The organism is Parasphingomonas frigoris, from assembly GCF_036663815.1.
Classification (GTDB): Bacteria; Pseudomonadota; Alphaproteobacteria; order Sphingomonadales; family Sphingomonadaceae; genus Sphingomonas.
In genome coordinates this window covers 545352-571437 of the sequence record NZ_JAXOJQ010000001.1, presented here as the reverse complement: position 1 = coordinate 571437, position 26086 = coordinate 545352, and the positions used below count along the sequence as shown (strand labels likewise).

Annotated in this window: 22 protein-coding genes; 13 read left to right on the top strand and 9 right to left on the bottom strand. The window is 66.4% G+C overall.

Annotation, left to right across the window (positions count from 1 at the left end):
* Window positions 1–1320, bottom strand: a complete 1320-nt coding sequence (locus tag U1872_RS02675; RefSeq protein WP_332791315.1) for a glycosyltransferase family 39 protein — start codon at window positions 1318–1320, stop codon at window positions 1–3.
* A gap of 158 nt (window positions 1321–1478) precedes the next feature.
* Window positions 1479–3185, bottom strand: a complete 1707-nt coding sequence (locus U1872_RS02670) for a class I adenylate-forming enzyme family protein (RefSeq protein ID WP_332791810.1) — start codon at window positions 3183–3185, stop codon at window positions 1479–1481.
* Window positions 3186–3379: 194 nt separating this feature from the next.
* On the opposite strand from U1872_RS02670, the gene U1872_RS02665 reads away from it, so the two are divergent.
* The 7 genes from U1872_RS02665 (at window position 3380) to U1872_RS02635 (ending at window position 12830) form a co-directional block, all read left to right on the top strand.
* Window positions 3380–4603 (top strand): serine hydrolase domain-containing protein, encoded by a 1224-nt coding sequence (locus tag U1872_RS02665; protein WP_332791314.1) that lies wholly within the window; start codon window positions 3380–3382, stop codon window positions 4601–4603.
* A gap of 128 nt (window positions 4604–4731) precedes the next feature.
* Window positions 4732–6765 carry a 3-hydroxyacyl-CoA dehydrogenase NAD-binding domain-containing protein gene (locus U1872_RS02660; RefSeq protein ID WP_332791313.1) on the top strand — a complete coding sequence of 678 codons (2034 nt, stop codon included), beginning with the start codon at window positions 4732–4734 and terminating at the stop codon, window positions 6763–6765.
* Entirely contained in the window at window positions 6758–8167 is a 1410-nt protein-coding gene (locus U1872_RS02655) for an amidase family protein (RefSeq protein WP_443025303.1), read from the top strand. The genes U1872_RS02660 and U1872_RS02655 overlap by 8 nt, the downstream gene beginning before the upstream one ends.
* Window positions 8168–9349: an acyl-CoA dehydrogenase family protein gene (locus tag U1872_RS02650; RefSeq protein ID WP_332791312.1), complete on the top strand. Its 1182-nt coding sequence runs from the start codon at window positions 8168–8170 to the stop codon at window positions 9347–9349. It abuts the gene before it with no gap.
* A gap of 169 nt (window positions 9350–9518) precedes the next feature.
* Window positions 9519–10646 carry an acyl-CoA dehydrogenase family protein gene (locus U1872_RS02645; RefSeq protein ID WP_332791311.1) on the top strand — a complete coding sequence of 376 codons (1128 nt, stop codon included), beginning with the start codon at window positions 9519–9521 and terminating at the stop codon, window positions 10644–10646.
* A 140-nt stretch (window positions 10647–10786) separates the two neighbouring features.
* On the top strand, window positions 10787–11668 hold the full coding sequence (locus U1872_RS02640; protein ID WP_332791310.1) for an acyl-CoA thioesterase: 882 nt from the start codon (window positions 10787–10789) through the stop codon (window positions 11666–11668).
* 61 nt (window positions 11669–11729) lie between these two features.
* Window positions 11730–12830 (top strand): catalase family protein, encoded by a 1101-nt coding sequence (locus U1872_RS02635; protein WP_332791309.1) that lies wholly within the window; start codon window positions 11730–11732, stop codon window positions 12828–12830.
* Here the strand turns inward: U1872_RS02635 and U1872_RS02630 are convergent, their stop codons facing one another.
* From U1872_RS02630 to U1872_RS02610, 5 genes are all read right to left on the bottom strand, one after another.
* A complete protein-coding gene (locus tag U1872_RS02630) occupies window positions 12831–13631 on the bottom strand; it encodes an SDR family NAD(P)-dependent oxidoreductase (protein ID WP_332791308.1) in 801 nt (266 codons plus the stop codon).
* 11 nt (window positions 13632–13642) lie between these two features.
* Complete coding sequence (locus tag U1872_RS02625) at window positions 13643–14407, bottom strand: SDR family NAD(P)-dependent oxidoreductase (RefSeq protein WP_332791307.1); 765 nt, start codon at window positions 14405–14407, stop codon at window positions 13643–13645.
* Between the two features lie 107 nt (window positions 14408–14514).
* On the bottom strand, window positions 14515–15570 hold the full coding sequence (locus U1872_RS02620) for a phosphotransferase family protein (RefSeq protein WP_332791306.1): 1056 nt from the start codon (window positions 15568–15570) through the stop codon (window positions 14515–14517).
* Window positions 15570–16655, bottom strand: coding sequence for a Zn-dependent alcohol dehydrogenase (locus U1872_RS02615; protein WP_332791305.1), 1086 nt, complete (start codon window positions 16653–16655; stop codon window positions 15570–15572). The genes U1872_RS02620 and U1872_RS02615 overlap by 1 nt, the downstream gene beginning before the upstream one ends.
* 100 nt (window positions 16656–16755) lie before the next feature.
* Window positions 16756–18033, bottom strand: a complete 1278-nt coding sequence (locus tag U1872_RS02610; protein WP_332791304.1) for an acyl-CoA dehydrogenase family protein — start codon at window positions 18031–18033, stop codon at window positions 16756–16758.
* Window positions 18034–18177: 144 nt separating this feature from the next.
* Here U1872_RS02610 and U1872_RS02605 point away from each other — a divergent pair, with 144 nt between their 5' ends.
* From U1872_RS02605 to U1872_RS02595, 3 genes are all read left to right on the top strand, one after another.
* Window positions 18178–19434 (top strand): TetR/AcrR family transcriptional regulator, encoded by a 1257-nt coding sequence (locus tag U1872_RS02605; RefSeq protein WP_332791303.1) that lies wholly within the window; start codon window positions 18178–18180, stop codon window positions 19432–19434.
* A gap of 105 nt (window positions 19435–19539) precedes the next feature.
* Window positions 19540–20724 (top strand): acyl-CoA dehydrogenase, encoded by a 1185-nt coding sequence (locus tag U1872_RS02600; protein WP_332791302.1) that lies wholly within the window; start codon window positions 19540–19542, stop codon window positions 20722–20724.
* A 62-nt stretch (window positions 20725–20786) separates the two neighbouring features.
* Window positions 20787–21905, top strand: a complete 1119-nt coding sequence (locus U1872_RS02595; RefSeq protein ID WP_332791301.1) for a CaiB/BaiF CoA transferase family protein — start codon at window positions 20787–20789, stop codon at window positions 21903–21905.
* Window positions 21906–21907: 2 nt separating this feature from the next.
* Here U1872_RS02595 and U1872_RS02590 read toward each other — a convergent pair whose 3' ends face one another.
* A complete protein-coding gene (locus U1872_RS02590) occupies window positions 21908–23329 on the bottom strand; it encodes a sugar MFS transporter (protein WP_332791300.1) in 1422 nt (473 codons plus the stop codon).
* Between the two features lie 96 nt (window positions 23330–23425).
* On the opposite strand from U1872_RS02590, the gene U1872_RS02585 reads away from it, so the two are divergent.
* Complete coding sequence (locus U1872_RS02585; protein ID WP_332791299.1) at window positions 23426–24187, top strand: class II aldolase/adducin family protein; 762 nt, start codon at window positions 23426–23428, stop codon at window positions 24185–24187.
* A gap of 122 nt (window positions 24188–24309) precedes the next feature.
* Complete coding sequence (locus U1872_RS02580) at window positions 24310–24492, top strand: hypothetical protein (RefSeq protein WP_332791298.1); 183 nt, start codon at window positions 24310–24312, stop codon at window positions 24490–24492.
* A gap of 34 nt (window positions 24493–24526) precedes the next feature.
* Here the strand turns inward: U1872_RS02580 and U1872_RS02575 are convergent, their stop codons facing one another.
* Window positions 24527–25324: a DODA-type extradiol aromatic ring-opening family dioxygenase gene (locus tag U1872_RS02575; RefSeq protein ID WP_332791297.1), complete on the bottom strand. Its 798-nt coding sequence runs from the start codon at window positions 25322–25324 to the stop codon at window positions 24527–24529.
* A gap of 163 nt (window positions 25325–25487) precedes the next feature.
* Here U1872_RS02575 and U1872_RS02570 point away from each other — a divergent pair, with 163 nt between their 5' ends.
* On the top strand, window positions 25488–26027 hold the full coding sequence (locus U1872_RS02570; RefSeq protein ID WP_332791296.1) for a (2Fe-2S)-binding protein: 540 nt from the start codon (window positions 25488–25490) through the stop codon (window positions 26025–26027).
* The last annotated feature ends 59 nt before the right edge of the window (window positions 26028–26086 follow it).

Below are 26086 nucleotides of genomic sequence, written 5' to 3'. Positions count from 1 at the left end.
TCAGGCGACGCGCGGGCGCAGCGCGGGTTCGGCCCGCCGCTCAGCGAGCCGCCGCAGCAGCAGCGCGACCGTCCAGCCCGCCGCGAGGATCAGGAACGGCATCGCGGGGTAATGATAGCGCGTCTGCCCGGTGAAACCGAACGCGGTCAGCGTGGCGAAGGCGGGCATGCAGCCGAGCAGCAGCAGCGGCGCCTGCGCCATGCGCCCGCGCACCCGCTCGCGCACCGCCACGCCTAGCGCAACCAGCCCGAGCCCGACCAGCGCCATGTAATAGAGCTGGTCAACGCCCTGCACCGCGCGCCACATCGTCGCGTGATCGGGATAGGTCTTGTCGAGCGACCAGAACCCGTCCGAATCCTTCACCCACAACAGCGCCATCTTGCGGAAGCCGAGCAGCGTCCAGCGCGCCGGATGCGCCTTGATCCACTCGGTCGCGCGCGCCTTGAAGCGGCGGTCGAGCTCGACCTGCTGTTCGACGCGCTCGCTGTACGGGATGCCGACCACCTCGTCCCAATAGGGCGTGCGTTCCCAGGCGAACCAGTCGCCCGTCGCGCGATCGTTCGCGCCGTAGAAGAGCGAGACGCCGCCGTTGGTCGATACGGGGACGAACGCCCCCATCTGCTGCACGTTGCGCAGCGACCATGGCAGCACGACCGCGGCGAGCGCGAGGTTGACCAGCACCGCCGCGCGCAGCGCATCGCGCCAGCGGAAGTCGCGATAGACGATCAGCAAAGCGATAATCACGCCGATCGGGAACAGCATCATCTGCGCGCGCATCAGCGTCGCCAGCCCGAACAGCAGCCCGGCTGCGACGAGCATCCGGCTGCGTTTGCGGCCGGCGATCAGCACCAGCAGCGCGACCATCGCCAGTGCGGTCGAGGCAGTCTCGGAAGCAGGCTGGCCGGTGTAGGCGATGTGCGCCGGATAGAGCGCGTAGAGCAGCAGCGCGATCCGCGTCGCCAACGGCCCCGCGCCGAGCACGCGCCCGAGCCCGAGGAGCGCCCCCAGAATCCCTGCGACCGACAGCAAATTGAGCAACAGCGGCCCGAACAGCCCCGGACCGAACAGCATCATGCTGACGGCGAGCAGCGCCGGATAGCCGACCGGCCAGAAGGCGGTCGGATGCCCCGCCTCCTGATAGCCCATCCCGCGCGCCATTTCGGCCGCGCGCACCATATACCATTCGCCGTCGGAGCTCGCGACCTGCGGCAGCAGCAACAGCATGGCGAGCCGCAGCACGAGCGCCAGCGCGATGATCGCCGGCACGACCCAGCGCGCGGTTTCGAACAGCGCGATCCTTTCGCCGAGTGATCGAGTCATCGCCATTTCGCCTTCCGCCGCCTGTCGCAAGCAAAGCCTGCCAGCGCCGCGCCCGGCCACAGCATTAACAACGAATTGCCCGCGGCGACGACGAAAATCGTTGATCGCGTCTTAACGGATCGGGTTAAGGTCCACACGCGGGACCGCGCATGCGCCGATCAGGCGACCAGCGCGGTCCGGTCCTCGAACAGCGCCTTGAGATCCTTCTTGAGGATCTTGCCATTGGCGTTGCGCGGCAGCGTCTCGTCGACGAAGCGGATCGCGACCGGCGTCTTGAAGATCGCCAGCCGCGCGCGCACCCACGCCTGCAATTCCGCCTCGGTCGCGGCCTGCCCGGGCGCGAGATGGACCACCGCGGCGGGCTCCTCGCCGAGCGTGCGGTGCGGGATGCCGATCAGCGCGCAATCGGTTACCGCGGGGTGCGCGTAGAGCACGTTTTCGACCTCGGACGAATAGATGTTCTCGCCGCCGCGGATGATCATGTCCTTGGCGCGATCGACGATGTAGAGAAATCCTTCCGCATCGAGCCGCGCGAGATCGCCCGTCCGCACCCAGCCGTCGACGAAGGTCGCTGCGGTCGCCTCGGGCTTGTTCCAATAGCCCTTCACCACCATCGGCCCGCGCGCCCACAATTCGCCGACCTCGCCCGTCGGCAGTTCGCGCAGGCCGTCCTCGTCCATGATCTTGAGGTCGGCGACCGGCACCGCCGGCCCCGCGCTGGTCGGTCGCGTGAGATAGTCCTCGGCGCCGTGCCCGGTGACGGTCGCCATCGTCTCGGTCATGCCCCAGCCGTTCGACGGCAGCGCGCCGAATTCGGTGTAGATCCGCCGCACCAGCTCGGGCGCCGACGGGGCGCCGCCATAGGCGATCGCCTCAAGCGAGGAGAGATCGTATTGCGCGCGGTCGGGATGCTCGAGAATCTGCCACGCGATCGTCGGCACGCCGCCGGTCACCTGCACCTTTTCGCGCTCGATGATCTCCATCGCGCGGACGGTGTCCCACTTGCGCATGAAGACGAGCGCATTCCCCGCCGCGACCGACATCATCATCGTCGCGCTGCACGCCGTGACGTGGAACATCGGGATCACCGTCAGGAAGGTCTTGGCCGCCGGCGCCGGCGGCGCCTCGCCGCGCCGCAGGAAGCCGCGCGCACCGCCATAGGCCGAGGTGAGGATGTTGGTCGTAAGGTTGCGATGCGTCCCGAGCGCGCCCTTGGGGTGCCCGGTGGTCCCGCTGGTATAGAAGATCGTGGCATCGTCGTCGGTCGCCAGCGCCACCTCGGGCAAGGCCTGGTCGGGCAAGCTCGCATAATGGTGCGGCGTGCCGATGAGATCCTCGAGCCGGGTCGCCCGCTCGCCGAGCGGCACCGACGCGCGCGCGACGATCACCTGCTCGAGCGCGCCCAGCGCGGCGCTGTCCGCGATAAGCCGCTGATAGCGCTCGTCGTCGACGAACAGCAGGCGGCAGCCTGAATCGGTGATCCCGTAATCGAGCTCGCCCGCGGTCCACCACGCATTGAGCGGCACGACGATCGCGCCGATGCTCGCCGCAGCGAAGAAGATTACCGGCCATTCGGGCAGGTTGCGCATCGCCAGCCCGACGCGATCGCCCTTGCCGATTCCCATCGCGACGAGTCGCTGCGCCAGCGCCGCCACCGCGCGGAAATTGGCCTCGTAGCTGACGCGCTCATCCTCGTAGATCGTGAACAGCGCCTCGCCATGGCCGCGCGACGCGGTGATCAGCGCGGCAAGCGTCGGCGGCGCATTCTTCCAGACCTTGGTCGGTACCCCGCGGATCGCGATGGTCTCGATCTCGAACGTCGCACCGGGCGCGGTCAGCACCGCCGTGATGGCGTCGAGCGACATTTTGGGCCAGCTCGGATCGAGCGCGACGAGCGGTTCGGTATCCACGATAGTCTCTCCTCAGCGGCCTGCCCAACTCAACGAGTTGAAACTCGGGTTTGCCCGAACGGCCCGTTTGCGCAAGGTTACTGTTGATTCGTGCGCCACTCAAGGCAATAGGGTAGTCGCGCTTTCGAAGCGGGGGTATGGAAACCGATATGACTGCTCAGTTGCCCATCATGGCCCGATTCGACGGGCAGCGCCTCGCTGCGATCGATGCCTTCCTGCAGGAGCGCTATCTCGACAGCGGCAAGTTGCCGAACGCGCAGATCCTGATCGCGCAAGGTGGCGAGATCGCGCATTTCTCCTCGCTCGGCCCGGCGCGCGAAGGCGAAGCCGCGCAGATCGACGAGCACTCGCTGTTCCGCATCGCGAGCATGACCAAGCCGGTGACGTCGGTCGCCTTCATAATGCTGGTCGAGGAAGGCCGCGTCGCGCTCGACACGCCGGTTCACCACGTCCTGCCCGAGTTCAAGAATATCGGCGTCTATGCCGGAGGCGGCGGCGGGGTGCCGTTCCAGACCCGCCCGACCGCCGAACCGATGCGGATGATCGACCTGCTGCGCCATACCGCCGGGCTGACCTACGGCTTCCAGAACCGCAGCAACGTCGACGCCGCCCACCGCGAGCTGCGACTCGAAAGCTGGCACGGCAACCACGATCTCGACGGCTTCGTCGCCGCGCTCGCCAAGCTGCCGCTCGAATTCTCGCCGGGCGACGCCTGGAATTACTCGGTCGCGACCGACGTGCTCGGCGCGGTCGTGCAACGCGTGTCGGGCATTCCGCTCGAAACCTTCTTTCGCGACCGGATCTTCGCGCCGCTCGGGATGAATGACACTGCCTTTCACGTCCCCGAGGACAAGATCGACCGGCTCACCGACTGCTACACTTTCGTGCCCGGCAAGGGCCGCATCCTCTACGACCGCGGCGCCGCAAGCGCCTGGAGCCGCGCGCCCAAGCTCGTTTCGGGCGGCGGCGGACTGGTCTCGACCGCACTCGATTATCACCGCTTCTGCAGCATGCTCCTCAATGGCGGCACGCTCGATGGCGCGCGCATCCTCGGGCGCAAGACGATCGCGCTGATGACGATGAACCACCTTCCCGGCGGCGCGGACCTTTCGAAAATGTCCAAGTCGCTGTTCAGCGAGGCGGCCAATGCGGGAACGGGCTTCGGGCTCGGCTTTGCAGTCAACATCGACGTCGGGCGGTCGATGATCCCGGGCTCGGTCGGCGAATATTATTGGGGCGGGATGTTCTCGACCGCCTTCTTCATCGACCCGGTCGAGCAACTGCACATGGTGTTCATGACGCAGGTCTCGCCGTCGAGCCTGTACCCGATCCGCCGCGAGTTGAAGACGTTGATCTACAGTGCTTTGACGTAAGAATTTCCCATCCCCGGCGAGGGCCGGGGCCCAGCTGCGCCACCTGAAGTGGCGGGCGCTGTGCACGACGACAGAGACCTGCGCGACTGGGCCCCGGCCTTCGCCGGGGAAGCAAACAGGAGAGAAACATGACCGGCCCGATCACCACCCAGCTTCATGACGACGTCCTCGTCATCATCTCGAACAACCCGCCGGTCAACGCGCTGGGCGCGGCCGTGCGGCAAGGGCTAGAGGCGGGGATCAAGGAAGGTCTCGCCAATCCGCAGGTCAAGGCGATGGTCATCCGCTGCGATGGCCGCACCTTTTTTGCAGGCGCTGATATCACCGAGTTCGGCAAGCCGATGCAGGAGCCCGGCCTCCCCACCGTGGTCGACATGGTCGAAGCATCGGACAAGCCCGTTATCGCCGCGATCCACGGCACCGCGCTTGGCGGCGGGTGCGAGGTGACGCTTGGCTGCCACTATCGCATCGCCGTGCCGAGCGCGAAGATCGGCACCCCCGAAGTCAAGCTCGGCCTGCTCCCCGGTGCCGGCGGCACGCAGCGCATTCCGCGCATCGCCGGCGTCAAGCTCGCGCTCGAAATGACCGCCAAGGGTGATCCGATCCCGGCCAAGCTCGCCCTCTCGGCCGGCCTGATCGATCGCCTGGCAGGCGAGGACAGCCTCGAAGCCGACGCGATCGCCTTTGCGCGCGAAGTCGCCGACACCAAGCCCCTGCCCCGCGCCCGCGAGAAGGTCGCGCAGGCCGACCCCGAAGCGGTCGCCGCGTTCAAGAAGGACAATGCCAAGCGCTTCCGCGGCTTCGAGGCGCCTGCCGCCAACATCGCCTGCGTCGAGAAAGCCGCCGACGGATCGAGCTTCGACGAGGGCATCGCCTTCGAGCGGCAGGAATTCATGAAGCTGATGATGGGCGTCCAGTCCGCCGCACAGCGCCATATTTTCTTCGCCGAGCGCCAGGCCGCCAAGATCGACGGCATCGACCCCAAGATCGCGCTGCGCGATATCAAGCGCGTCGGCGTGATCGGCGCGGGCACGATGGGCGGCGGCATCTCGATGAACTTCCTGTCGGCGGGCATCCCGGTGACGATCGTCGAAATGGCGCAAGAGGCGCTCGACCGCGGCGCGGGGACGATCCGCAAGAATTACGAGGCGTCCGCCGCCAAGGGCCGCTTGAAGCCCGAACAGGTCGAAAAGGCGATGGGCGCCCTCACCCCCACGCTCGATTTCGACGCGCTCGCCGAGTGCGATCTCATCATCGAGGCGGTGTATGAGACTATGGACGTGAAGAAGGAGATCTTCACCCGGCTCGATGCGATCGCCAAGCCCGGCGCGATCCTCGCGTCGAACACCTCCTATCTCGACATCGACGAGATCGCCTCGGTCACCAAGCGGCCGGGCGACGTGGTCGGCATGCATTTCTTCTCGCCGGCCAACGTCATGAAATTGCTCGAAGTGGTGCGTGGCGCGCAGACCGACGACGATGTGCTCGCAACCGTGATGGCGCTCGCCAAGACGATCAAGAAGGTCGCGGTGGTCGCCGGCGTGTGCGACGGGTTCATCGGCAACCGGATGCTGAAACCTCGTCAGGTCGAAGCGATGAAGCTGTTGATGGAAGGCGCCACGCCCGAGCAGATCGACCGCGTCCATGTCGCCTTCGGCATGCCGATGGGGCCGTTCCAGATGAGCGATCTTGCCGGCGTCGACATCGGCTGGCACCGCGACCCCAACCGGATCGAGAACATCCGCGACGCGCTCGCCGCCGAAGGCCGCTGGGGGCAGAAGACCGCCAAGGGCTTCTACGATTATGACGAGAAGCGGAACCCGACGCCCAGCCCCCGCGTGGCCGAGATCATCGAGGATTTCCGCTCGAAATCGAACATGCAGAAGCGCGAGATCAGCGATGAGGAGATCGTCGAGAAGACGCTCTACACGATGGTCAACGAAGGCGCTTTGATCCTCGAGGAGAAGATGGCGCAGCGCGCGAGCGACATCGATGTGGTGTGGATCTACGGCTATGGCTGGCCGGTCTATCGCGGCGGGCCGATGTTCTGGGCCGATACCGAGGGGCTCAAGACGATCGTCGCCGGGCTCGAGAAGCACGGCTTCGCGGTTGCCGAGTTGCTCAAGTCGAAGGCGGAAAGTGGTGGGCGGTTCAATGGATGAGCAGACCGCCGTCGCCCCGGCGAAGGCCGGGGCCGCTGGGAGTGAGGCGCCCGACCCGCACCACAGCAGGTCGACCCCGGCCTCCGCCGGGGTGACGGTGATGCGCACTGCCATCGAGACCGCAGCCGCAATCCGTAGCGGAGAGACCACCGCGCTCGCCGAATGCGACGCCTCGATCGCGCGTATCGAAGCGGGCAACGGCGAGATCAACGCCGTCGTCGTCCGAGATTTCGACCGAGCGCGCGATGCCGCGCGCGCGATCGACGCCGGCCCGAAAGACGACCGCGCGCTGCTCGGGGTGCCGATGACGGTCAAGGAAAGCTTCGACGTGGCCGGCCTGGTGACGAGCTGGGGCTTCCCCGAACATGCCGACCATGTCGCCAGCGAGGACGCGGTCGCCGTGCAGCGCCTGAAAGCCGCAGGCGCCATCATTCTCGGCAAGACCAACGTCCCCGTCGGCCTCGCCGACCTCCAGTCGAACAACCCGATCTACGGCCGCACCCGCAACCCGCACGATCTCGACCGCGTCAGTGGGGGCTCGTCGGGCGGCTCCGCGGCAGCGCTCGCCGCGGGCTTCGTGCCGCTCGAATTCGGCTCGGACATCGGCGGTTCGATCCGCGTGCCCGCCGCCTTCTGTGGTGTGTGGGGGCACAAGCCGACCTTCGGGATGCTCGACACCGACGGTCATTACTTCCCGCGCACGCAAGGCGCCGCGCTCAATCTCAGCGTGATCGGCCCGCTCGCCCGCGATCCCGACGATCTCGCGCTCGCGCTCGACCTGACCGCGGACCTGCCGCTGCCAAAGCCGGCGCCTCGCGGTGCTGGCGAATGGCGCATCCTGCTCCTGCCACAACATCCGCTCGCCCCCGCCGCGCACGCGGTCCGTACGGCAGTCGAGGCGATCGGCGCGGCATTCGCCGCCGCCGGTGCGAACGTGGCGCGCGACAGTGTCCTGCTCCCCGATCTGGTCGAACAGCATGCCGACTACATGCGGATCCTCGCGGTCGCGATGGCGCGCGGCCTGCCGCCGCGGGGCGGTCCGCCGTCTACGCCGATGCCCGTGCTGCTCGATCGTCAAGCCGTCTGTCGCCGCGCGTGGCGGCGGTTGTTCCGCGCGTTCGACGCGGTGATCGCGCCCGCCTGGGGCACCACCGCATTCGCGCATGACGATACGCCGATCGAAACCCGTGAGGCGTGGATCGACGGCGCACCAAGCCCGTTCGGCGCGCAGATCGCCTATCCCGGGCTCGCCACCTTCCCGCTGCTGCCCGCCACCAGCGTGCCCGTCGGGACCGATCCCGACGGCCTGCCGATCGGCGTGCAGGTGATCGCCGACCGTTATGCCGACCATACCGCCATCGCCGTCGCGCGCCTGGCGCACGACCTAGTCTGGAGCCGATAGATGACCCAAGACCTCGACACCTTCCGCAGCGAGACCCGCGCCTGGCTCGACGCCAATTGCCCGCCCGAAATGCGCCAACCCGTCCGGTCCGAAAAGGACGCCTGCTGGGGCGGCCGCAATCCCGATTTCCAGCCGGGGCAGAAGGAATGGATGGACGCGATGGCGTCGCGCGGCTGGACCGTGCCCGATTGGCCCAAGGCCTATGGTGGCGGTGGCCTGTCGCCTGCCGAAACCAAGATCCTGCGCGAGGAGATGGCGGCGATCAAGGCGCGCAATCCGCTCAATTCGTTCGGTATTTCGATGCTCGGGCCGGCGTTGCTGAAGTACGGCACCGAGGAGCAGAAGCTCGAGCATCTCACCAAGATCGCGCGCGGCGAGATCCGCTGGTGCCAGGGCTATTCCGAGCCCAACGCCGGCTCGGATCTCGCGAGCCTCGCGACCTCGGCCGAGGATGCGGGCGATCATTACATCGTCAACGGCCAGAAGGTATGGACCTCCTATGCCGACAAAGCCGACTGGATCTTCTGCCTCGTCCGCACCGACAAGAGCAGCAAGCAGGGCGGCATCAGCTTCGTGCTGTTCGACATGGCGAGCGAAGGCGTCTCGACCAAGCCGATCCTGCTGATCTCGGGCTATTCGCCCTTCTGCGAGACCTTCATGGACAATGTGAAGGTGCCGAAATCGCAGCGCATTCACGACGAGAACAAGGGCTGGGACGTCGCGAAATATCTGCTCGGGCATGAGCGCGAGATGATCTCGGGCATGGGCCTCGCGTCGAGCGGCGGCAATCCGTTGCTCGACGGCGCCATCGCGACAATCGGGCTCGATTCGGAGGGCCGGCTTGCCGATCCGCTGCTGCGCGCGGCGATCGCGACGTTCGAGGTCCGAGCGAAAGCATTCGGGTCGATGTCGGAGCGCTTCATCGATGAGCTAAAGGCTGGCCGCGCGCACCCTGCCCAGCCCTCGATGATGAAATATTACGGCACCGAGCTCAACAAGAGCCGCCACGAACTGATGATGGCGTCGGGCGGTTCGGACGCGCTCGAATGGGAAAGCGAAGGCTCGCGCGGCGGCGCCGAGGCGCGCGCCTGGCTGCGCACCAAGGCCAATTCGATCGAGGGCGGGACGAGCGAGGTCCAGCTGAACATCATCGCCAAGCGCATCCTGGAATTGCCGGCGTAACCGATCTCCCTCTCCCGATTCGCGGGAGAGGGTGGCCGAGCGAAGCGAAGGTCGGGAGAGGGCAGTCACGCGGACGTCAGCGTTCGGGACAGCCCCTCTCCCCGACCCTCTCCCCGACCCTCTCCCCGGAGGGGAGAGGGTCGGGGAGAGGGAGAAGAAGGAATTAAAAATGCCCCTGTTTCTCAACGAAGACCAAACCGCCCTGCAGGACACGATCCGCGATTTCGTCGCCGAGCAGGCCCCCGTCAGCCACATGCGCGGGCTTCGCGATAGCAAGGACGCGACCGGCTTCAGCCGCGACCTGTGGAAGAGCTTTGCCGAGATGGGCTTCACCGGCCTCCTGATTGGCGAGGATGAAGGCGGGCTCGGGCTCGGCCATGTCGAGGCAGGCGTCGTGCTCGAGGAGATCGGACGCAACCTCTCCCCCTCGCCCTTCCTCACCACAGCGGTCGCTGCGGTCGAGGCGCTCAAGGGCACGGCGCATGCCGCGCGCTGGTTCCCCGGCATCATCGCCGGCGACACCGTCGCCGCGCTCGCGATCGACGAAGCCGCCAAGCATCGTGACAGCATCGGCCTCAAGGCCGAGCGGTCGGGCAACGGCTTCAAGCTGACCGGCAAGAAGCAGTTCGTCACGCACGGCCATGTCGCTGACCTGCTGATCGTCGCCGCACGCACCGCCGGCAGCGCCGACGATGCCGAGGGTGTGACGCTCTTCGCCATTCCCAAGGACGCCGCCAACCTGACGGCAACCCCCGAGCGCCTTGCCGACGCGAGCCTCGCCGCGCGGCTCGAGTTCGACGGTGTCGAGGTCGATGCCGATGCCGTAATCGGTGAGATCGACGGCGGCCGCACCCCGCTCGACCGTCTGCTCCGCGCCGGGCGGACCGGCGCCTCGGCCGAACTGCTCGGTGTCGGCGGCGGCGCGATGGACATGACGGTCGGCTATCTCAAGCAGCGCAAGCAGTTCGGGACGCTGATCGGCAGCTTCCAGGCGCTCCAGCACCGCGCCGCGCATCTCTACTCGGAGATGGAAGTCGCCCGCGCCGCCGTGCTGAAGGCGCAGCAATTGCTCGATCTCGACAGCGCGCACGCCGACACCGCGGTCTCGGTCGCCAAGGCGATGACCGCGCTCGCGACCACGCTGTCGGTGCAGGAGGGCGTGCAGATGCACGGCGGCATCGGCATGACCGACGAATATGACATCGGCTTCTACATGAAGCGCGCGCGCGTGCTGGCCGAGATGTTCGGCGATGCGAACTTCCATGCCGACAAGGTGGCGAAAGCTGCGGGGTATTGACCCTTCTCCCTCTCCCACTTGGGGGAGAGGATGGCCGAGCGAAGCGAGGTCGGGAGACGGCAGTTACGCGAACGGCATTTTGCGATACAGCCCCTCTCCCCGACCCTCTCCCCGGAGAGGAGAGGGAGAAGAAGGATGCGATGACAGACACCCAACCCACTCCCGCCCACCTCGCGCAAAACCTCGTCGACCTGCTCGACGTCGAGGAAATCGACACCGATCTCTATCGCGGCATCCGCGGCACCGACGGCTTCGGCCGCGTGTTCGGCGGGCAGGTCATCGCGCAGGCGTTGCAGGCCGCACAACGATCGACCGATGCCCCCAAGCAGGCGCATTCGCTCCATGCCTATTTCATGCGGGCGGGCGACGAGAGCCACCCGATCCTCTACCGCGTCGTGCGGGATTTCGACGGCAAGAGCTTCGCCACGCGCCGCGTCATCGCCACGCAGCGCGGCGTGCCGATCCTCAACCTGGCCTGCTCGCTGCAAGTCCCCGAGGGCGGCCTCGCGCATCAGGACGCGATGCCCGACGTGCCGCCGCCCGAGGACCTCAAGAGCGACCGCGACTTGCGCCTCGCGATGATCGGTCGCATCCCCGAGAAATTCCGCGCGATGTTCCTGCGCCCGCGCATGGTCGACATCCGCCCGGTTAGTCCCCGCAGCTGGCTCGACCCGGTCGAGCAGGAACCCCGCCAGAACAGCTGGTTCCGCGTCGTCGCGCCGATCGGTGACGATCCCGCGCTGCACCGCGCGATTCTGGCCTATGCGTCCGACATGTCGCTGCTCGGCACCGCGACGCTGGCGCACGGCGTCAACTGGATGACGCACAACCTCCAGACCGCCAGCCTCGACCATGCGCTCTGGCTGCACGAGGATTTCCGCGCCGACGAGTGGCTGCTCTATGTCTGCGACAGCCCGTGGGCGGGCCATGCGCGCGGCTTCAATCGCGGCAAGATCTTCGCGCGCGACGGGAGGCTCGTCGCGAGCGTGGCGCAGGAGGGGTTGATCCGGCTGCGCGCATAGCCGACGGAACAGGCCGCCGCGCGGTCGGTTCTCCCCGCAATCCTGCAGTGTGGAGAGTGCCATGTCCGACCCGATCAAGCCCCCCGTCCGTTTTTCGCCTGCGGTCGAAAAGAAAACCGAAGACGAGACCGAAACCTCGCAGGGCCTGAACGCAGCGCTGCACGACATTCTCGAGACGACGTCGCAGGACTATGGCCATGCCGTCCGCTCGGTCCACGCCAAGAGCCACGGCATCCTCGAGGGCGAACTGACGGTGCATGACGGCTTGCCCGCGGAACTCGCACAGGGTGCCTTCGCCACGCCGGGGACGCATCCCGCGGTGATGCGCTTCTCGACCAACCCCGGGGACATCCTCGACGACGCGATTTCGGTGCCGCGCGGGCTGGCGATCAAGCTGCTCGACGTCGCTGGCGAGCGTCTGCCCGGATCTGAAGGCGAGACGACGCAGGATTTCGTGATGATCAACGGCCCGGCCTTCGCCACGCCGAACGCCAAGCCGTTCCTCGCCAATCTGAAGCTGCTCGCCAAGACCACCGACAAGGCCGAGGGCGCGAAGAAGGTGCTGTCCGCGGTGCTGCGCGGGACCGAGGCTGCGCTCGAGGCGATCGGTCTGCCGAGCCCCGCGCTCCAGACGCTCGGCGGCGCACCGAACATCCACCCGCTCGGCGAGACCTATTACAGCGCCACGCCGTTCCGCTTCGGCGACTATATCGCCAAGTTCTCGCTCGCCCCCGTCTCGCCCAACCTGACCGCGGTGACCAAGCAGAAGGTCGACACCAAGGATCGCCCCGACGCGCTGCGCGAGGAGATTGCCGCGGTGATGACGACCGGCGACGCCGAGTGGGAGCTGCGCGTGCAGCTGTGCCGCGATCTCGAGACGATGCCGATCGAGAAGGCCGATGCGGTATGGGACGAGGCAGCGAGCCCCTACGTAACCGTCGCGACGCTGCGCGTGCCGTCGCAGTCGAGCTGGACGTGGGATCGCGCCAAGGCCATCGACGACGGGATGCGCTTCAGCGTGTGGACTGGCCTCGCCGCGCACCAGCCGCTCGGCCAGATCAACCGCGTGCGCCAGTCCGCCTACCAGATGTCGTCGGACTTCCGCGCGAAGTTCAACGGCTGCCCGATCCACGAACCCAAGGCGTTGGCATCGCTCGACTGATCAGACCGCGGTTCGGCCATACTCCTGCTTGGTGACGGGGTGGCTGCTCGACAGCCCCCCGTCGACCGCGATCGCCTGGCCGTTGACGTAGCTCGCGGCGTCCGAGGCAAGGAAGGCCGCGACTTCGGCCAGTTCCTCGGGCTGGGCACCGCGGCGCAGCGGGTTGAGCCGGCCGATCCGGTCGGTCTTGCCCGCCTCGCGCGCATAATCGAAGGTCGGCTTGGTCATCCCCGTCTCGGTCAGCCCGGGGCAGATCGCATTGACGCGGACGTTCGATCCCGACAGCTGTTGTGCGGACACCATCGCCAGATTGATCACCCCCGCCTTCGACGCCGAGTAAGCCGGCGAACCCGCACCCGAGCGGATCCCCGCCACGCTCGCGGTGAGCACGATCGCCCCGCCGCCGCGTTCTGCGATCTTCGGCGCGGCGTGCTTGATCGCGAGGAACGGGCCGATCAGGTTGACGCGCAGCACCTCGGTGATCAGTGCGACATCGGTATCGAACAGGTTCGCCATCCCGCCCGAGATGCCGGCATTGGCGAACATGATGTCGAGCCCGCCATAATATTCGCACGCGACGTTGACCGCGCGGATCACGTCGTCCTCGTTGCCCGCATCAATCTGGATGGCGTGCGCCGCGCCGCCCGTCCGGTCGATCATCGCTGCAGTTTCGTGGACCGTGTCGCTCTGGTCGGCGACGATCACACTGCCGCCGTCCTTGGCGAACAGCAACGCTGTCGCGCGCCCGATTCCCGAGCCCGCGCCGGTGACGATGATCGATTTTCCGCTGAACCGTGCCATGTCGTTTTCTCCTAAATCGTCACGCCGCCGTCGAGCACGATCGTCTGCCCGGTCATGAAGCTGCTCGCCGCGCTGGCGAGGAACACGACTGCACCAGCGATCTCCTCGGGCTCGCCGATCCGGCGCAAGGGCACGGTCTTGTTCGCCGCCTCGATCCGCTCGGGATCCTCCCACAAGGCGCGCGCGAAATCGGTCTTGATCAGCCCGGGCGCGATGCAGTTGACGCGGACATTGTCGGGCCCGAATTCATGCGCGAGGTTGCGCGCGAGCTGCATGTCGGCAGCCTTCGAGATACAATAGGCGCCGATCATGGTCGATCCGCGTAAGCCCCCGATCGACGAGACGATGATGATGCTGCCCGATCGCCGCTCGCGCATCTCGGGCGCTACCATCGAAATCAGCCAGTGGTTCGAGACGATATTGTTGTCGAGGATCTTGCGGAACTGCTCGTCGGCGATCCCCGCCTGTGGGCCGTAATAGGGGTTCGAGGCTGCGTTGCAGACGAGCACGTCGATCTGCCCGAACGCGGCGCGGGTCGCGTCGACGAGGTGCTGGAGCCCCGCTTTGTCGGAGATGTTGGCGGCAACCGCGATCGCCGTGCCGTCGCCGAAGCGCGCGTTGAGTTCGGCTGCAACCACGTCGCACGCGTCCTGCTTGCGGCTCGAGATGACGACCTTGGCGCCATGCTCGGCAAGTTCGATCGCGCTCGCCTTGCCGATCCCGCGCGAGGACCCGGTAACGATGGCGACTTTGCCCGTGAGATCGAATTGCGACATTCTTGCTCCCCTCCCGCTTGCGGGAGGGGCTGGGGGAGGGCCTGTCCGCAGGCGCTCCGCCAGTTCCCTCCCCTAACCCCTCCCGCAAGCGGGAGGGGAATAAGAAACTACGCCCCCGCCTTCACCGCGAAATCCCACGCCGCGTCGGCCAGCCGGTACACGCCCGCTGCCGATTTCTCCGCCTGCGCGCTCGACGCAGTCCCCTCGACGATCCGTTTCTTGATCCCCTGGACGATCCCGGTCAGCCGGAAGAGGTTATACGAGAAATACCAGTTGAGGTCGGGCACGCCGTCACGCCCCGTCGCCGCGCAGTAGCGCTCGACCATTGCCTCGATCGTCGGGATGCCAGTTTCCGGCCCAGTATGCCCAAGAACGCCCGACCGGCCCTCTGGCGCAGTCACCCAGCTCATCAGGAAATAGGAGAAATCCGCGAGCGGATCGCCGAGCGTCGACAATTCCCAGTCGAGCAATGCGATCACACGCGGCTCGGTCTTGTGAAAGATCATGTTGTCGATGCGGTAATCGCCATGCACCACCGAGGTGCGGGTCTGCTCGGGCACGGTGCGGCCGAGATAGTCGATCAGCCGTTCGACTTGCGGCATAGGCTCGGTCTCGGACGCGCGATACTGCTTGGTCCAGCGCGCGACCTGGCGCTCGAAATAATTGCCAGGCCGGCCGTATTCCCCGAGCCCCGCCGCGACATGGTCCGTATTGTGCAACGCCGCGAGCGTGTCGCACATCGCGTTGTAGACGCCGGTACGTTGGTCGGGCGTGTAGTCGGGCAAGGTACCGTCCCACAGATTGCGCCCATCGGCGAACCCCATCACGTAGAAATCGGTACCGATCACCGCGGGATCGGTGCACAGCCCATAAGGCCGCGCGACCGGAAAACCCGTCGGATAGAGCCCGGCAATCACCCGATATTCCCGGTCGACCGCGTGCGCCGAGGGCAGCAGCACCCCCATCGGCTTGCGCCGCAGCACATAGGTGCCCGAGGGGGACTCGATCTTGAAGGTCGGGTTCGACTGCCCGCCGGCGAACTTCGCGTAGGTTAGCGGCCCCACGAAGCCCTCGACATTGGCGACCATCCACGCCGTCAGCGCGGTTTCGTCGAGCCGGTCCTTCTCGGGAACGGCGATCGTCTGGGGCGCGAAATCGTCCATCACGAGAACTCGATCACGGAGCGCACGGTGTCGCCGGTGCGCAAGTTTGCGAGCGCATGGTTGACGTCCTCGAGCTTGATCCGCTCGGCGACCATCGTGTCGAGGTCGAGCTTGCCGTCGAGATACATCTGCACCAGCCGCGGCAAATCGATAGGGAAGCGCGTCGAGCCCAGCAGCGAGCCCTGCAGCTTCTTGCCCGTCAGGAAGGTCGGCCCCGGAATCTTCACGTCGTTGCCCGGCGCGATCATGCCGAGGATCGTCGCGGTGCCGCCGCGCCTCAGGATCGTCCAGGCGAGCTCAGCGGTATTGGGCCGCCCGACCGCCTCGATCGCATAATGCACCCCGCCGCCGGTCAGCCCGAACACCTTCTTGGCGAGATCGGCATCGTTCGAATCGAGCATGTGCGTCGCGCCAAGCTTCTCGGCGAGCGCGCGCTTGTCGGCGACCGGGTCGATCGCGATGATCTGCCCAGCGCCGGCAATCTTCGCGGCGTTGATCGCGGCGAGCCCGATCCCGCCGCAACCGATCACCGCGACGCTTTCGCCGGGGCGCAACTGGCTGTCGTTGAAGATCGACCCCGCGCCGGTGATGACGGCGCAGCCGAGCAGTGCGGCGCGGTCGAGCGGCATCTCCTTGCTGATCGCGACGCAGGCGTTTTCGTGCACCAGCATCATCTCGGCGAACGCCGACAGGTTGAGGAACGGCGCGAGCGGCGTGCCGTCGTTCAGCGCCAACCGCGGCGGAGCGCCTTTGGGCCGCCGCGTCGAAGGATCGACGCACAGAGACGGACGCCCGGTGACGCACATCTCGCACGCGCCGCAGAACACGGTGAAAAAGGTGATGACGTGATCGCCGACCTTGAGATGCGCTACATCCGAGCCGACCGCCTCGACGATCCCCGCCGCCTCGTGCCCCGGCACGGTCGGCATCGGATGCGGGAAGGCGCCGTCGACGAAGTGCAGGTCGCTGCGGCACACCCCGCACGCCATGGTGCGGATCAGCACTTCCCGCGGGCCCAAATCGGAGATCGCGACATCGTCGATCGCCAACTCGGTGTTGGGGGCGTAGAGGATGGCTGCTTTCATCTCAACTCCGTCGCCCCGGCGAAGGCCGGGGCCGTTGCGCTCTGTGGCACTTGGTCGGCACGATAACCCAGCGGCCCCGGCCTGCGCCGGGGCGACGAGGTTACCGCCGCACGGCATCCTTCGCCGCAACCGCCGCCGGCAGATCGGCGTACTTGCCGAACTCGTTTCGCGCGATCGCCCGGTTGTGCACTTCGTCGGGCCCATCGGCGAAGCGCAGCGTCCGCATCGCGGCCCAATCATGCGCCAGCGCGAAATCGCCCGACACACCGCCGCCGCCGTGCGCCTGGATCGCATCGTCAAGGATCTTGAGCGCCATGTTGGGCGCCTGCACCTTGATCATCGCGATCTCCTGCTGCGCCGACTTGTTGCCCGCCTTGTCCATCATGTCGGCGGCCTTGAGGCAGAGCAGCCGCGTCATTTCGATGTCGATCCGCGCACGCGCGATCCGCTCCTCCCACACCGACTGGTCGGCGATCCGCTTGCCGAACGCGACGCGCGTCAGCAGCCGCTTGGCCATCGCCTCGATGCCCGTCTCGGCGACGCCGATCGTGCGCATGCAGTGATGGATACGGCCCGGCCCGAGGCGCCCTTGCGCGATCTCGAACCCGCGGCCCTCGCCGAGCAGGATGTTTTCGGCGGGAACTCGGACATTTTCGAGCACGACTTCCCCGTGCCCGTGCGGCGCATGGTCGTAGCCATAGACCGACAGCATCCGCTTGATCGTCACGCCGGGCGCATCCATCGGCACGAGGATCTGGCTCTGCTGGCTGTGGCGCGAGGCGTCGGGGTTGGTTTTGCCCATCGTGATGGCGATCTTGCAGCGCGGGTCACCGACGCCCGAAGACCACCATTTCGTCCCGTTGATGACATAGTCGTCGCCGTCGCGCACGATCGAGGTTTCGATATTGGTGGCGTCGGACGAAGCGACCGCCGGCTCGGTCATCAGGAAGGCCGAGCGGATCTCGCCGTTCATCAGCGGGCGCAGCCAGCGCTCCTTCTGTTCCAGCGTGCCGTAGCGGTGAAGCACCTCCATATTGCCGGTATCGGGTGCCGAACAATTGAAGCATTCGCTCGCCCAGCCGACCTTGCCCATCTCCTCGGCGCATAACGCATATTCGAGGTTGGTCAGCTGGGTGCCTTCGAAGACGAACGAATCGTCGACATGGGATTGCCCCGAATGCGGCGGCATGAAGAAATTCCACAGGCCGGCGGCCTTGGTCTTTTCCTTCATCTCCTCGATCACCGGAATGACCTTCCAGCGCTCGCCGCTGTGGTGCTGCTCGTCAAATTCGGCCTGGCGCGGGCGAATCTGCTGGTCGATGAACCCCTTCACGCGATCCCTGAAATAGATCTCGCGGTCGCTGAAGCTGAAGTCCATCTGCTCTCTCCAATCGGGTCGTTGGGAGGCTGGGTATACCGTACCGCGTTTTCGGTAAAGCGTCTTTGGCGCGGAAAAGCCACGCATTGCCCACGCGCACGAAAGGGACTGTTTCTTCTAAAAGATGATGTTACAGATTGCCGCATGGAGGCCAACGACACCATTCCGAGCCAAGACAGCCTGGAGTCAGACACCAGCACCAAGCGCTTCCGCGCCAAGCGCGACGCGATCCTTGCCGCAGCGGCCGAAGCGATCAACGAACAGAGCGCGAAAGGCATGACCTTCGCCGATGTCGCGCGCCGTGTCGGGCTCAATACGACGAGCGTCACGTACTATTTCAAGCGCAAGGAAGACCTCGCCGCCGCCTGCTTCGAGTATACGCTCGAAAAGCTGCTGGCGATGCTCGACGAATCGCTGCTCGAGCCGACGCCGCAAGCGCGCGTCGCGAAATATCTGTCGCTCAACATGGTGCGCCTTGCCCGCATCCAGCGCGGCGAGGAAACCGCCTTCGCGATCCTGTCCGATCTGCGCGCGATGGAAGAGCCGGTGCTCGGCAAATTGATGGCAGGCTGGCGCGAGGTGTTCCGCAAGACGCGCAGCCTGTGGGGCCCCGCCGCCAACCGCGCGCAGACCGATCTCCATGGCGGGCGCGCGCATGTGCTGCTCGAAAACACCTTCTGGCTGCCGATCTGGCTGACACGCTACGATCCCGACCAATACGACCGCGTCGAGGAGCGGCTGATGGACGTGTTCGCGCACGGCATCGCCGGGCCGAAAGCGACGTGGGATCCCGAACTGATCGACCTCGCGCATGACGAGCCCGAGCCCGGGCGCGAGGCATTTCTGCTGGCGGCGACGCGGCTGATCAACCAGCTCGGCTATCGTGGGGCTTCGGTGCAGAAGATCGCGTCCGAGCTCAACGTCACCAAGGGCAGCTTCTACCATCATCTCGATGCCAAGGACGATCTGGTGCTCGCGTGCTACAAGCGCAGCCTCGATACCGTTGCCGACGCGCAGCGGCTCGCCGATGAGCGCGGCGGGAGCCATTGGGAGCGGCTGTCGGGGACGATCGCGACCTTGCTCGACGTCCAGTTTTCCGAGCGCGGCCCCCTGCTGCGCACGACGGCGCTGTCGGGCCTGCCGAGCGAATCGCGCACGCAGATGGTCGACCGTTCGAACCGTATCGCGCGCCGCTTCGCGGGCACGATGAGCGACGGCATCGCCGAAGGTTCGATCCGCCCGGTCGATCCGCTGATCGCGGCGCAGGCGCTGATGGCGATGCAGAATGCGGCGTTCGACATGCGCAAATGGGCGCACACGATGACACGCGAGCGCGCGATCGGATATTATGCCTCGACACTGGCGTTCGGCTTGTTCGACGACCGGATTTTGGATCAATAACCGTCGCCTCGGCGCAGGCCGGGGCCGCTGCGTTTGGGGGCACCGCGTTCGCGAAACTCCAGCGGCCCCGGCCTTCGCCGGGGCGACGTGCAGAAGGAAACTACAATGGCCGACATGGCGCGTTTCGATTGGGCTGACCCCTTCTTCCTCGACGACCAGCTCGAAGATGACGAGCGGATGATCCGCGACTCTGCGCGCGCGTACGCGCAGGACAAGCTCGCCCCGCGCATCATCGACGCGTTCCAGAACGAAACCACCGATCCCGAGATTTTCCGAGAGATGGGCGCGCAAGGCCTGCTCGGCCCGACCGTACCCGAGGAATATGGCGGCGTCGGCGCGTCGTACGTCGCTTACGGCCTCGTCGCGCGCGAAGTCGAGCGGGTCGATTCGGGCTATCGCTCGATGATGTCGGTCCAGTCGAGCCTCGTCATGTACCCGATCTTCGCCTATGGCTCGGAAGCGCAGAAGCGGAAGTATCTCCCCAAACTCGCGAGCGGCGAATGGATCGGCTGCTTCGGCCTGACCGAACCCGACGCCGGCTCCGACCCCGGCAGCATGACGACGCGCGCGAAGAAGATCGACGGCGGCTATCTGCTGTCGGGCGCCAAGACCTGGATCTCCAATTCCCCGATCGCCGATGTGTTCGTCATTTGGGCGAAGTCCGAAGCGCATGGCGATGGCATTCGCGGCTTTATCGTCGAGAAGGGTGCCAAGGGCCTCGCCACCCCAAAGATCGAGGGCAAGCTCAGCTTGCGCGCCTCGATCACCGGCATGATCCTGATGGACGAGATCGAACTGTCCGAGGACGCTTTGCTTCCCGACGTGCAGGGCCTGAAGGGTCCGTTCGGCTGTCTCAACCGCGCCCGCTACGGGATCAGCTGGGGCGCGCTCGGCGCCGCCGAATTCTGCTTCCATGCCGCACGCCAGTACGGGCTCGACCGCAACCAGTTCGGCACCCCGCTCGCCGGTCGCCAGCTCTACCAGAAGAAGCTCGCCGACATGGAGACCGAGATTGCGCTCGGGCTTCAGGCGTCGCTCCGTGTCGGTCGCCTGATGGACGCCGGCAAGTTCGCGCCCGAGATGATCTCGATCGTCAAGCGCAACAATGTCGGCAAGGCGCTCGATATCGCGCGGATGAGCCGCGACATGCATGGCGGCAACGGCATTTCGGGCGAATATCAGGTGATGCGTCACATGATGAACCTCGAGACGGTCAACACCTATGAGGGCGCGCACGACGTCCACGCGCTGATCCTCGGGCGCGCGATCACGGGGATTGCGGCGTTCTAGCGATCGGAGGTTTCCCCTCACCCCGGCGCAGACCGGGGGAGGTTCTTATCGGGAGAGCTTGAATGGCACCACCGCCCCTCGCCGGCCTGCGCATCCTCGAAATGGCGGGGATCGGTCCCGGTCCGTTCTGCGCGATGATGCTGGCCGATCACGGGGCCGAGGTGATCCGCGTCGAACGCCCCGGCCCGCCCGGCCTGACCGATGCGACGCGCGACCCGCTCCTCCGCTCGCGCCGCACGATCGCACTTGACCTCAAGCAACCGCACGCGGTCGCGGCGGTGCGGCGGCTGGCGGCAACGTGCGACGGCCTGATCGAGGGCTATCGCCCGGGCGTGATGGAGCGGCTCGGGCTCGGCCCCGGGCTGCTGCTCGAAGACAATCCCCGGCTCGTCTACGGCCGGATGACCGGTTGGGGGCAGACCGGCCCGCTCGCGCAGGCCGCCGGGCACGACATCGATTATCTCGCCATCTCGGGCACGCTGCACATGCTCGGCGAAGCGAACCGCAAACCCTCCGCTCCGATCAACCTCGCCGCCGATTTCGGCGGCGGCGGGATGATGCTCGCTTTCGGCATGCTCGCCGCGATTCTCCAGGCGCAGGTCAGCGGCACCGGGCAGGTCGTCGATTGCGCGATGACCGAAGGTTCGGCCGTGCTCGCCAGCATGATGTGGGGCTTCCGCGCAATGGGCCAGTGGAGCGACGCGCGCGGCACCAACCTGCTCGACGGCGGCGCGCCCTTTTACGACACGTACGAGACCGCCGACGGCAAATGGATCGCCGTCGGTGCGATCGAACCGCAATTCTACGCCACGTTGCGGACGGTGATGGAGTTGGAGGGCGCGGAATGGAACGCGCAGTTCCTGCCGCCCGTCTGGCCGTCGCTCAAGCGCGAACTGTCGCAGCGTTTCAAGCGGCGCAGTCGCGACGAATGGGTCGCCGCGTTCGTCGGGCACGAGGCGTGCATCGCGCCGGTGCTCGACTTTGACGAAGCGGTGGCGCACCCGCACAACGTCGCGCGCGCCAGCTTCGTCACCGCAGGCGGCGTGACGCAGCCTGCACCCGCTCCGCGCTATTCGGTCAGTGCCACCGTCGCACCGCGCATGGCGGGCGATTCCGATGGCGCCGCGATCTTGGCCGAGGCGGGTTTCACCTCAACCGAGACCGCAGCACTGGGCTTCTGAAATCAGGCGTCGGCGTATTGGGGCGCCGGCCGCGCCGCGTAGATGCCGAACGCGCAGATCACCACATAGCACGCCACCGGAATAAGCAACGCGAGCGTCAGGCTTCCGCTCGCATCGGCCAGCGTTCCGGTGGCAAGGGGCAGCACCGCACCGCCGAAGATCGCGACGTTGATGATCCCCGATCCGTCCGCCGCACGTGCGCCGAGACCTTCACAGGCAAGACTGAAGATCGTCGGGAACATGATGGCGTTCATCAACCCGACCGTCAGCAGGCTGTAACCTGCGACCGCCCCCGTCGTGTAGCTCGAGATCAAGATGAGCGCGATCGCACCGACGGCGACGCCCGCCAGGACCTTGCCCGGGCTGACGACCCGCAAAACCGCAGACCCGACAAACCGTCCGATCATCGCCCCGCCCCAGTAGAGCGGTATCATCTTACCCGCGCTGGTGGTGTCGAGGTTCATCACGCCAGGCAGCTTGAGATAGTTCACGATCAGCGAACCGATCGACACTTCCGCGCCGACATAGAGGAAGATGCAGAGCGCGCCGAGCGCAAAGCGTGGTCGTTGCATCAGGTCGTTACCGTACAACCAGATTACAGGCGCCAGCAGGATAAGGACCAATCCGATCCACGCCTGTACCTCCACGGCGACGACCCCACCGAGCGCGACGAGAGCCAGACCCGCGACGTAGCGCGGCGTAGCGACGACGGGCTTGTCTTTCGCAGCGTTGGCGTCATGCGGCAGCCGCTTGCGGAACAGCCAGACTGCAGCCGCGACGACAGCCAGCGCTACCGCGAGACCGAGATACCCCCGAACGATCGCGCCGCTCTCCGCCGTCCGATATGCGTCCAGTGCCGCACCGGATAAGTCCGACGCCGAAATCGTAGAAAGACTGCCCAAAATGATGATCGCGCCGGCATACGGGAAGATCGTCGTGCCGAGCGAGTTGAATGCCTGGGCGAAGGTCAGCCGGCTGGATGCGGTTTCGGCTTTGCCAAGCAGGCTGATCAGCGGATTGGCCACGATCTGGACCAGCACCACGCCCGACGCCAGAATGAACAGGGCGAACAGGAAAAGCGCATACGTCGCTGTGCTCGACGCCGGAATGAACAGCAGGCAGCCAACCAACATCGTCACAAGCCCCGCGACCGCGCCGCGCATGTAACCAATCCGCTTGACCAGCGCTGCCCCCGGAATTCCGATCACAAGATAGGCAGTGAAGAAGCAGAACTGCACGAGCATCGCCTGCGTGTAGGTTAGCGTGAACAGCTCTTTCAGCTTGGGGATGATCACGTCGTTCAGGCTGGTGATGCCGCCGAAGATGAAGAATAGCGCGAACACGAATACCTGCAGCCCTGGCGCTTGGACGCCCTTGACAGCGGCGTCACGGGATTGCGGCGAAGTGGGGATGGGACTTTGCATGGCGCACCCATGCCCCGCCCCGGCCCGGTCTGGCAATCCGTCGAATCTCATGCGATAGCTCTGTCACAAAAAAGAGCCGCTTAAGGAGAGTCCGTCATGGCCACCGCCGCCGTCGAGCACGCGCAGATGTCCGAAGCCGAATGGGAGGCCCGCCAGACGCTCGCCGCCTGCTACCGCGTGTTCGCGATGCTCGGCTGGTCGGAGATGATCTACAACCACATCACGCTGAAGATCCCCGGCGAAGAGGGCGCCTTCCTGATCAACCCGTTCGGGCTGCATTTCAGCGAGGTTACCGCCTCGAGCCTGGTCAAGATCGACATCGACGGCAACAAGCTCGACGACAATCCCTATCCGGTCAACCGCGCCGGCTTCGTCCAGCATGCGCTGTTCCATCGCCATCTGCCCGACGCGCATTGCATCATGCACACGCACACCACCGCGGGCATGGCGGTCAGTTCGCTCGAAGGCGGGCTGCGGCCGATCAACTTCTACGCCTGCAATTTCGCCGGGCAGATCGCCTATCATGATTTCGAGGGCGTCACGGTGCGCGACGAGGAAGGCGAGCGGCTGCTCGAACATCTCGGTAACAAGCGCATCATGCTGCTCAAGAACCACGGCATCCTGGTAATGGGCAAGACGCTGCCCGAGGCGTTCATCAAGCATTGGTCGCTGCAGCGCGCCTGCGAGATCCAGCTCGCGACGCTGTCGATGGGCACGCCGCTCGAAGTCTCGCCCGAAGTCGTCGCGGTCCATCAGCGCGATCTGCACATGGCGCAGGTTCCCGGTGGTGCGGGCGCGGCGGATTTCGCGGCGATGGTGCGGCTGGTCGACAAGATCGACACCGGCTGGCGCGCCTGAGCGCGTCGCAGCGCTTTCCCACCGTCGAAACTCCGGGCTTGTCAGTGCCCTAGACCGTGCTGCTTGCGTCCTCGCGTTACCGCTCTAACCTAGGTTAGGTAGTAACCGCGTGGAGTATCCCGATGTTGAAGATCCTGCTTGCCGCCGCGACGCTGTCGATCGTCGCGACCCCCGCCCTGGCAGCACCGTGCAAGGACGCAAAAGGCCGCTTCATGAAGTGTCCGCCTGCGAAGCCGACCGCGACCAAGTGCCGCCTCAATGGCAAGTTCGCCAAGTGCAGCACGCCGGGCGCCAAGCCGGCCTGAACGTGATGGGGCGGCGCCGAGCCGCCCCCGCCTTTCACCCGAAACGATAGCCCGAGACGACCCAGCCCAGCACGACGTCCCGGTAATCGCACACCGCTGTGTCCGCCCCGCCAGCGCCGAGCGCGACCATCAACGGGAGCAGATGTTCGGCCTCGGGATGCGCGAAGCGCGCGTGCGGCAGCGTCTGCCACGCCGCAATCCGCGCGGCGCGCGCGATCGGGTCGGGATCGGTCACCGCCTCGGTCAGCGCGACATCCCATTCGTCCGCCACCGGCGTCGCCTGCGGCCCCCGCGTGCGCAAATTGTGGAAGCTCATGCCGGACCCGACGATCAGCACGCCCTCGTCGCGCAATGGTGCAAGCGCGGCGCCGATCGCCATATGCGCGACCGGGTCGAGATCGGCGCGCAGCGAGAGCTGGACGAGCGGGATGTCGGCATCCGGCACCGCGACCATCATCGGGATGAACACCCCGTGATCCCAGCCACGGTCCGCTCCATGATGCGCGATCCCCGCGGCAGCGAGCAGCGCACTCGCCCGCTGCGCCACTGCAGGACTGCCGCGCGACGGCCAGTCGAGTTGATAGGTATGCGGCGGGAAGCCGAAATAATCGAAGTCGAGCGGATGCCCGTCGCCGGTGTTGATCGCAAGCTCGGGGGTTTCCCAATGGCCCGAGACCAGCAGGATCGCCCGCGGCCGCTCGGGCAGCGAATCGATCAGCCCGGCGAGATAGGCCTGCATCGTGCGCCACATCGGGTCGGGCGGCCCCCCTGCCGGGTCCATGAAGAAGCAGGGGCCGCCGCCGTGCGGGATGAACAGTGTGGGAAGCGTCATGCCTGTGCATATCGGCCCCGTTCGGCGGCCCGACAATCGCCCAGCGCGAAACAGCGCGTTTCGCGGCGGCGTGCTCGCTTGCGGGCAGGGTCGGGCACGGGCATGGTCGCCGCATGGTCCAGACGCCTGCCCCCTGCCCTGCGGTTCCGCGCGAGCGACACGCGTGACGCGCTTCACCGTCAACAACCAGCCCGTCCAGTATAAATTGGATCCGCAGACGCCCCTGCTCTGGGCGCTGCGCGACGCCTCGAACCTGACCGGCACCAAATATGGCTGCGGAACCGGCGATTGCGGCGCCTGCACCGTCGATATCGATGGCGAGGCGGTGCGATCATGCCAGCGCACGATCGGCGCGATCGAAGGCAGCTACGTCACGACGATCGAGGGGCTGTCGCGCGATCGTACGCATCCCGTCCAGATGGCGTTCCTCGCCAATTCGGTCACGCAATGCGGCTTTTGTATCCCCGGCATGATCATGGCGACCGCAGTGTTGCTCAAGAAGAATCGCAATCCCGGCGAGGACGAGGTGCGCGCGACGCTGACCAACCTGTGCCGCTGCGGCATCTATCCGCGGCTGATCGAGGCGGTGCTGCTTGCGGCGAAGATCCAGCGCGGCGAAGAGACGGTCGAGGCGCCACCCCCGCCGGGCGTCACGTCGGCCGACGCCGCCCGCGAAGTCCCGGCGCTCACCGCGCCGAAATGAGCAAAAGCTTTCGGGAAGCTGTCACCTGAATTCAGGCACGGCTCATCGCCACCCGTCCA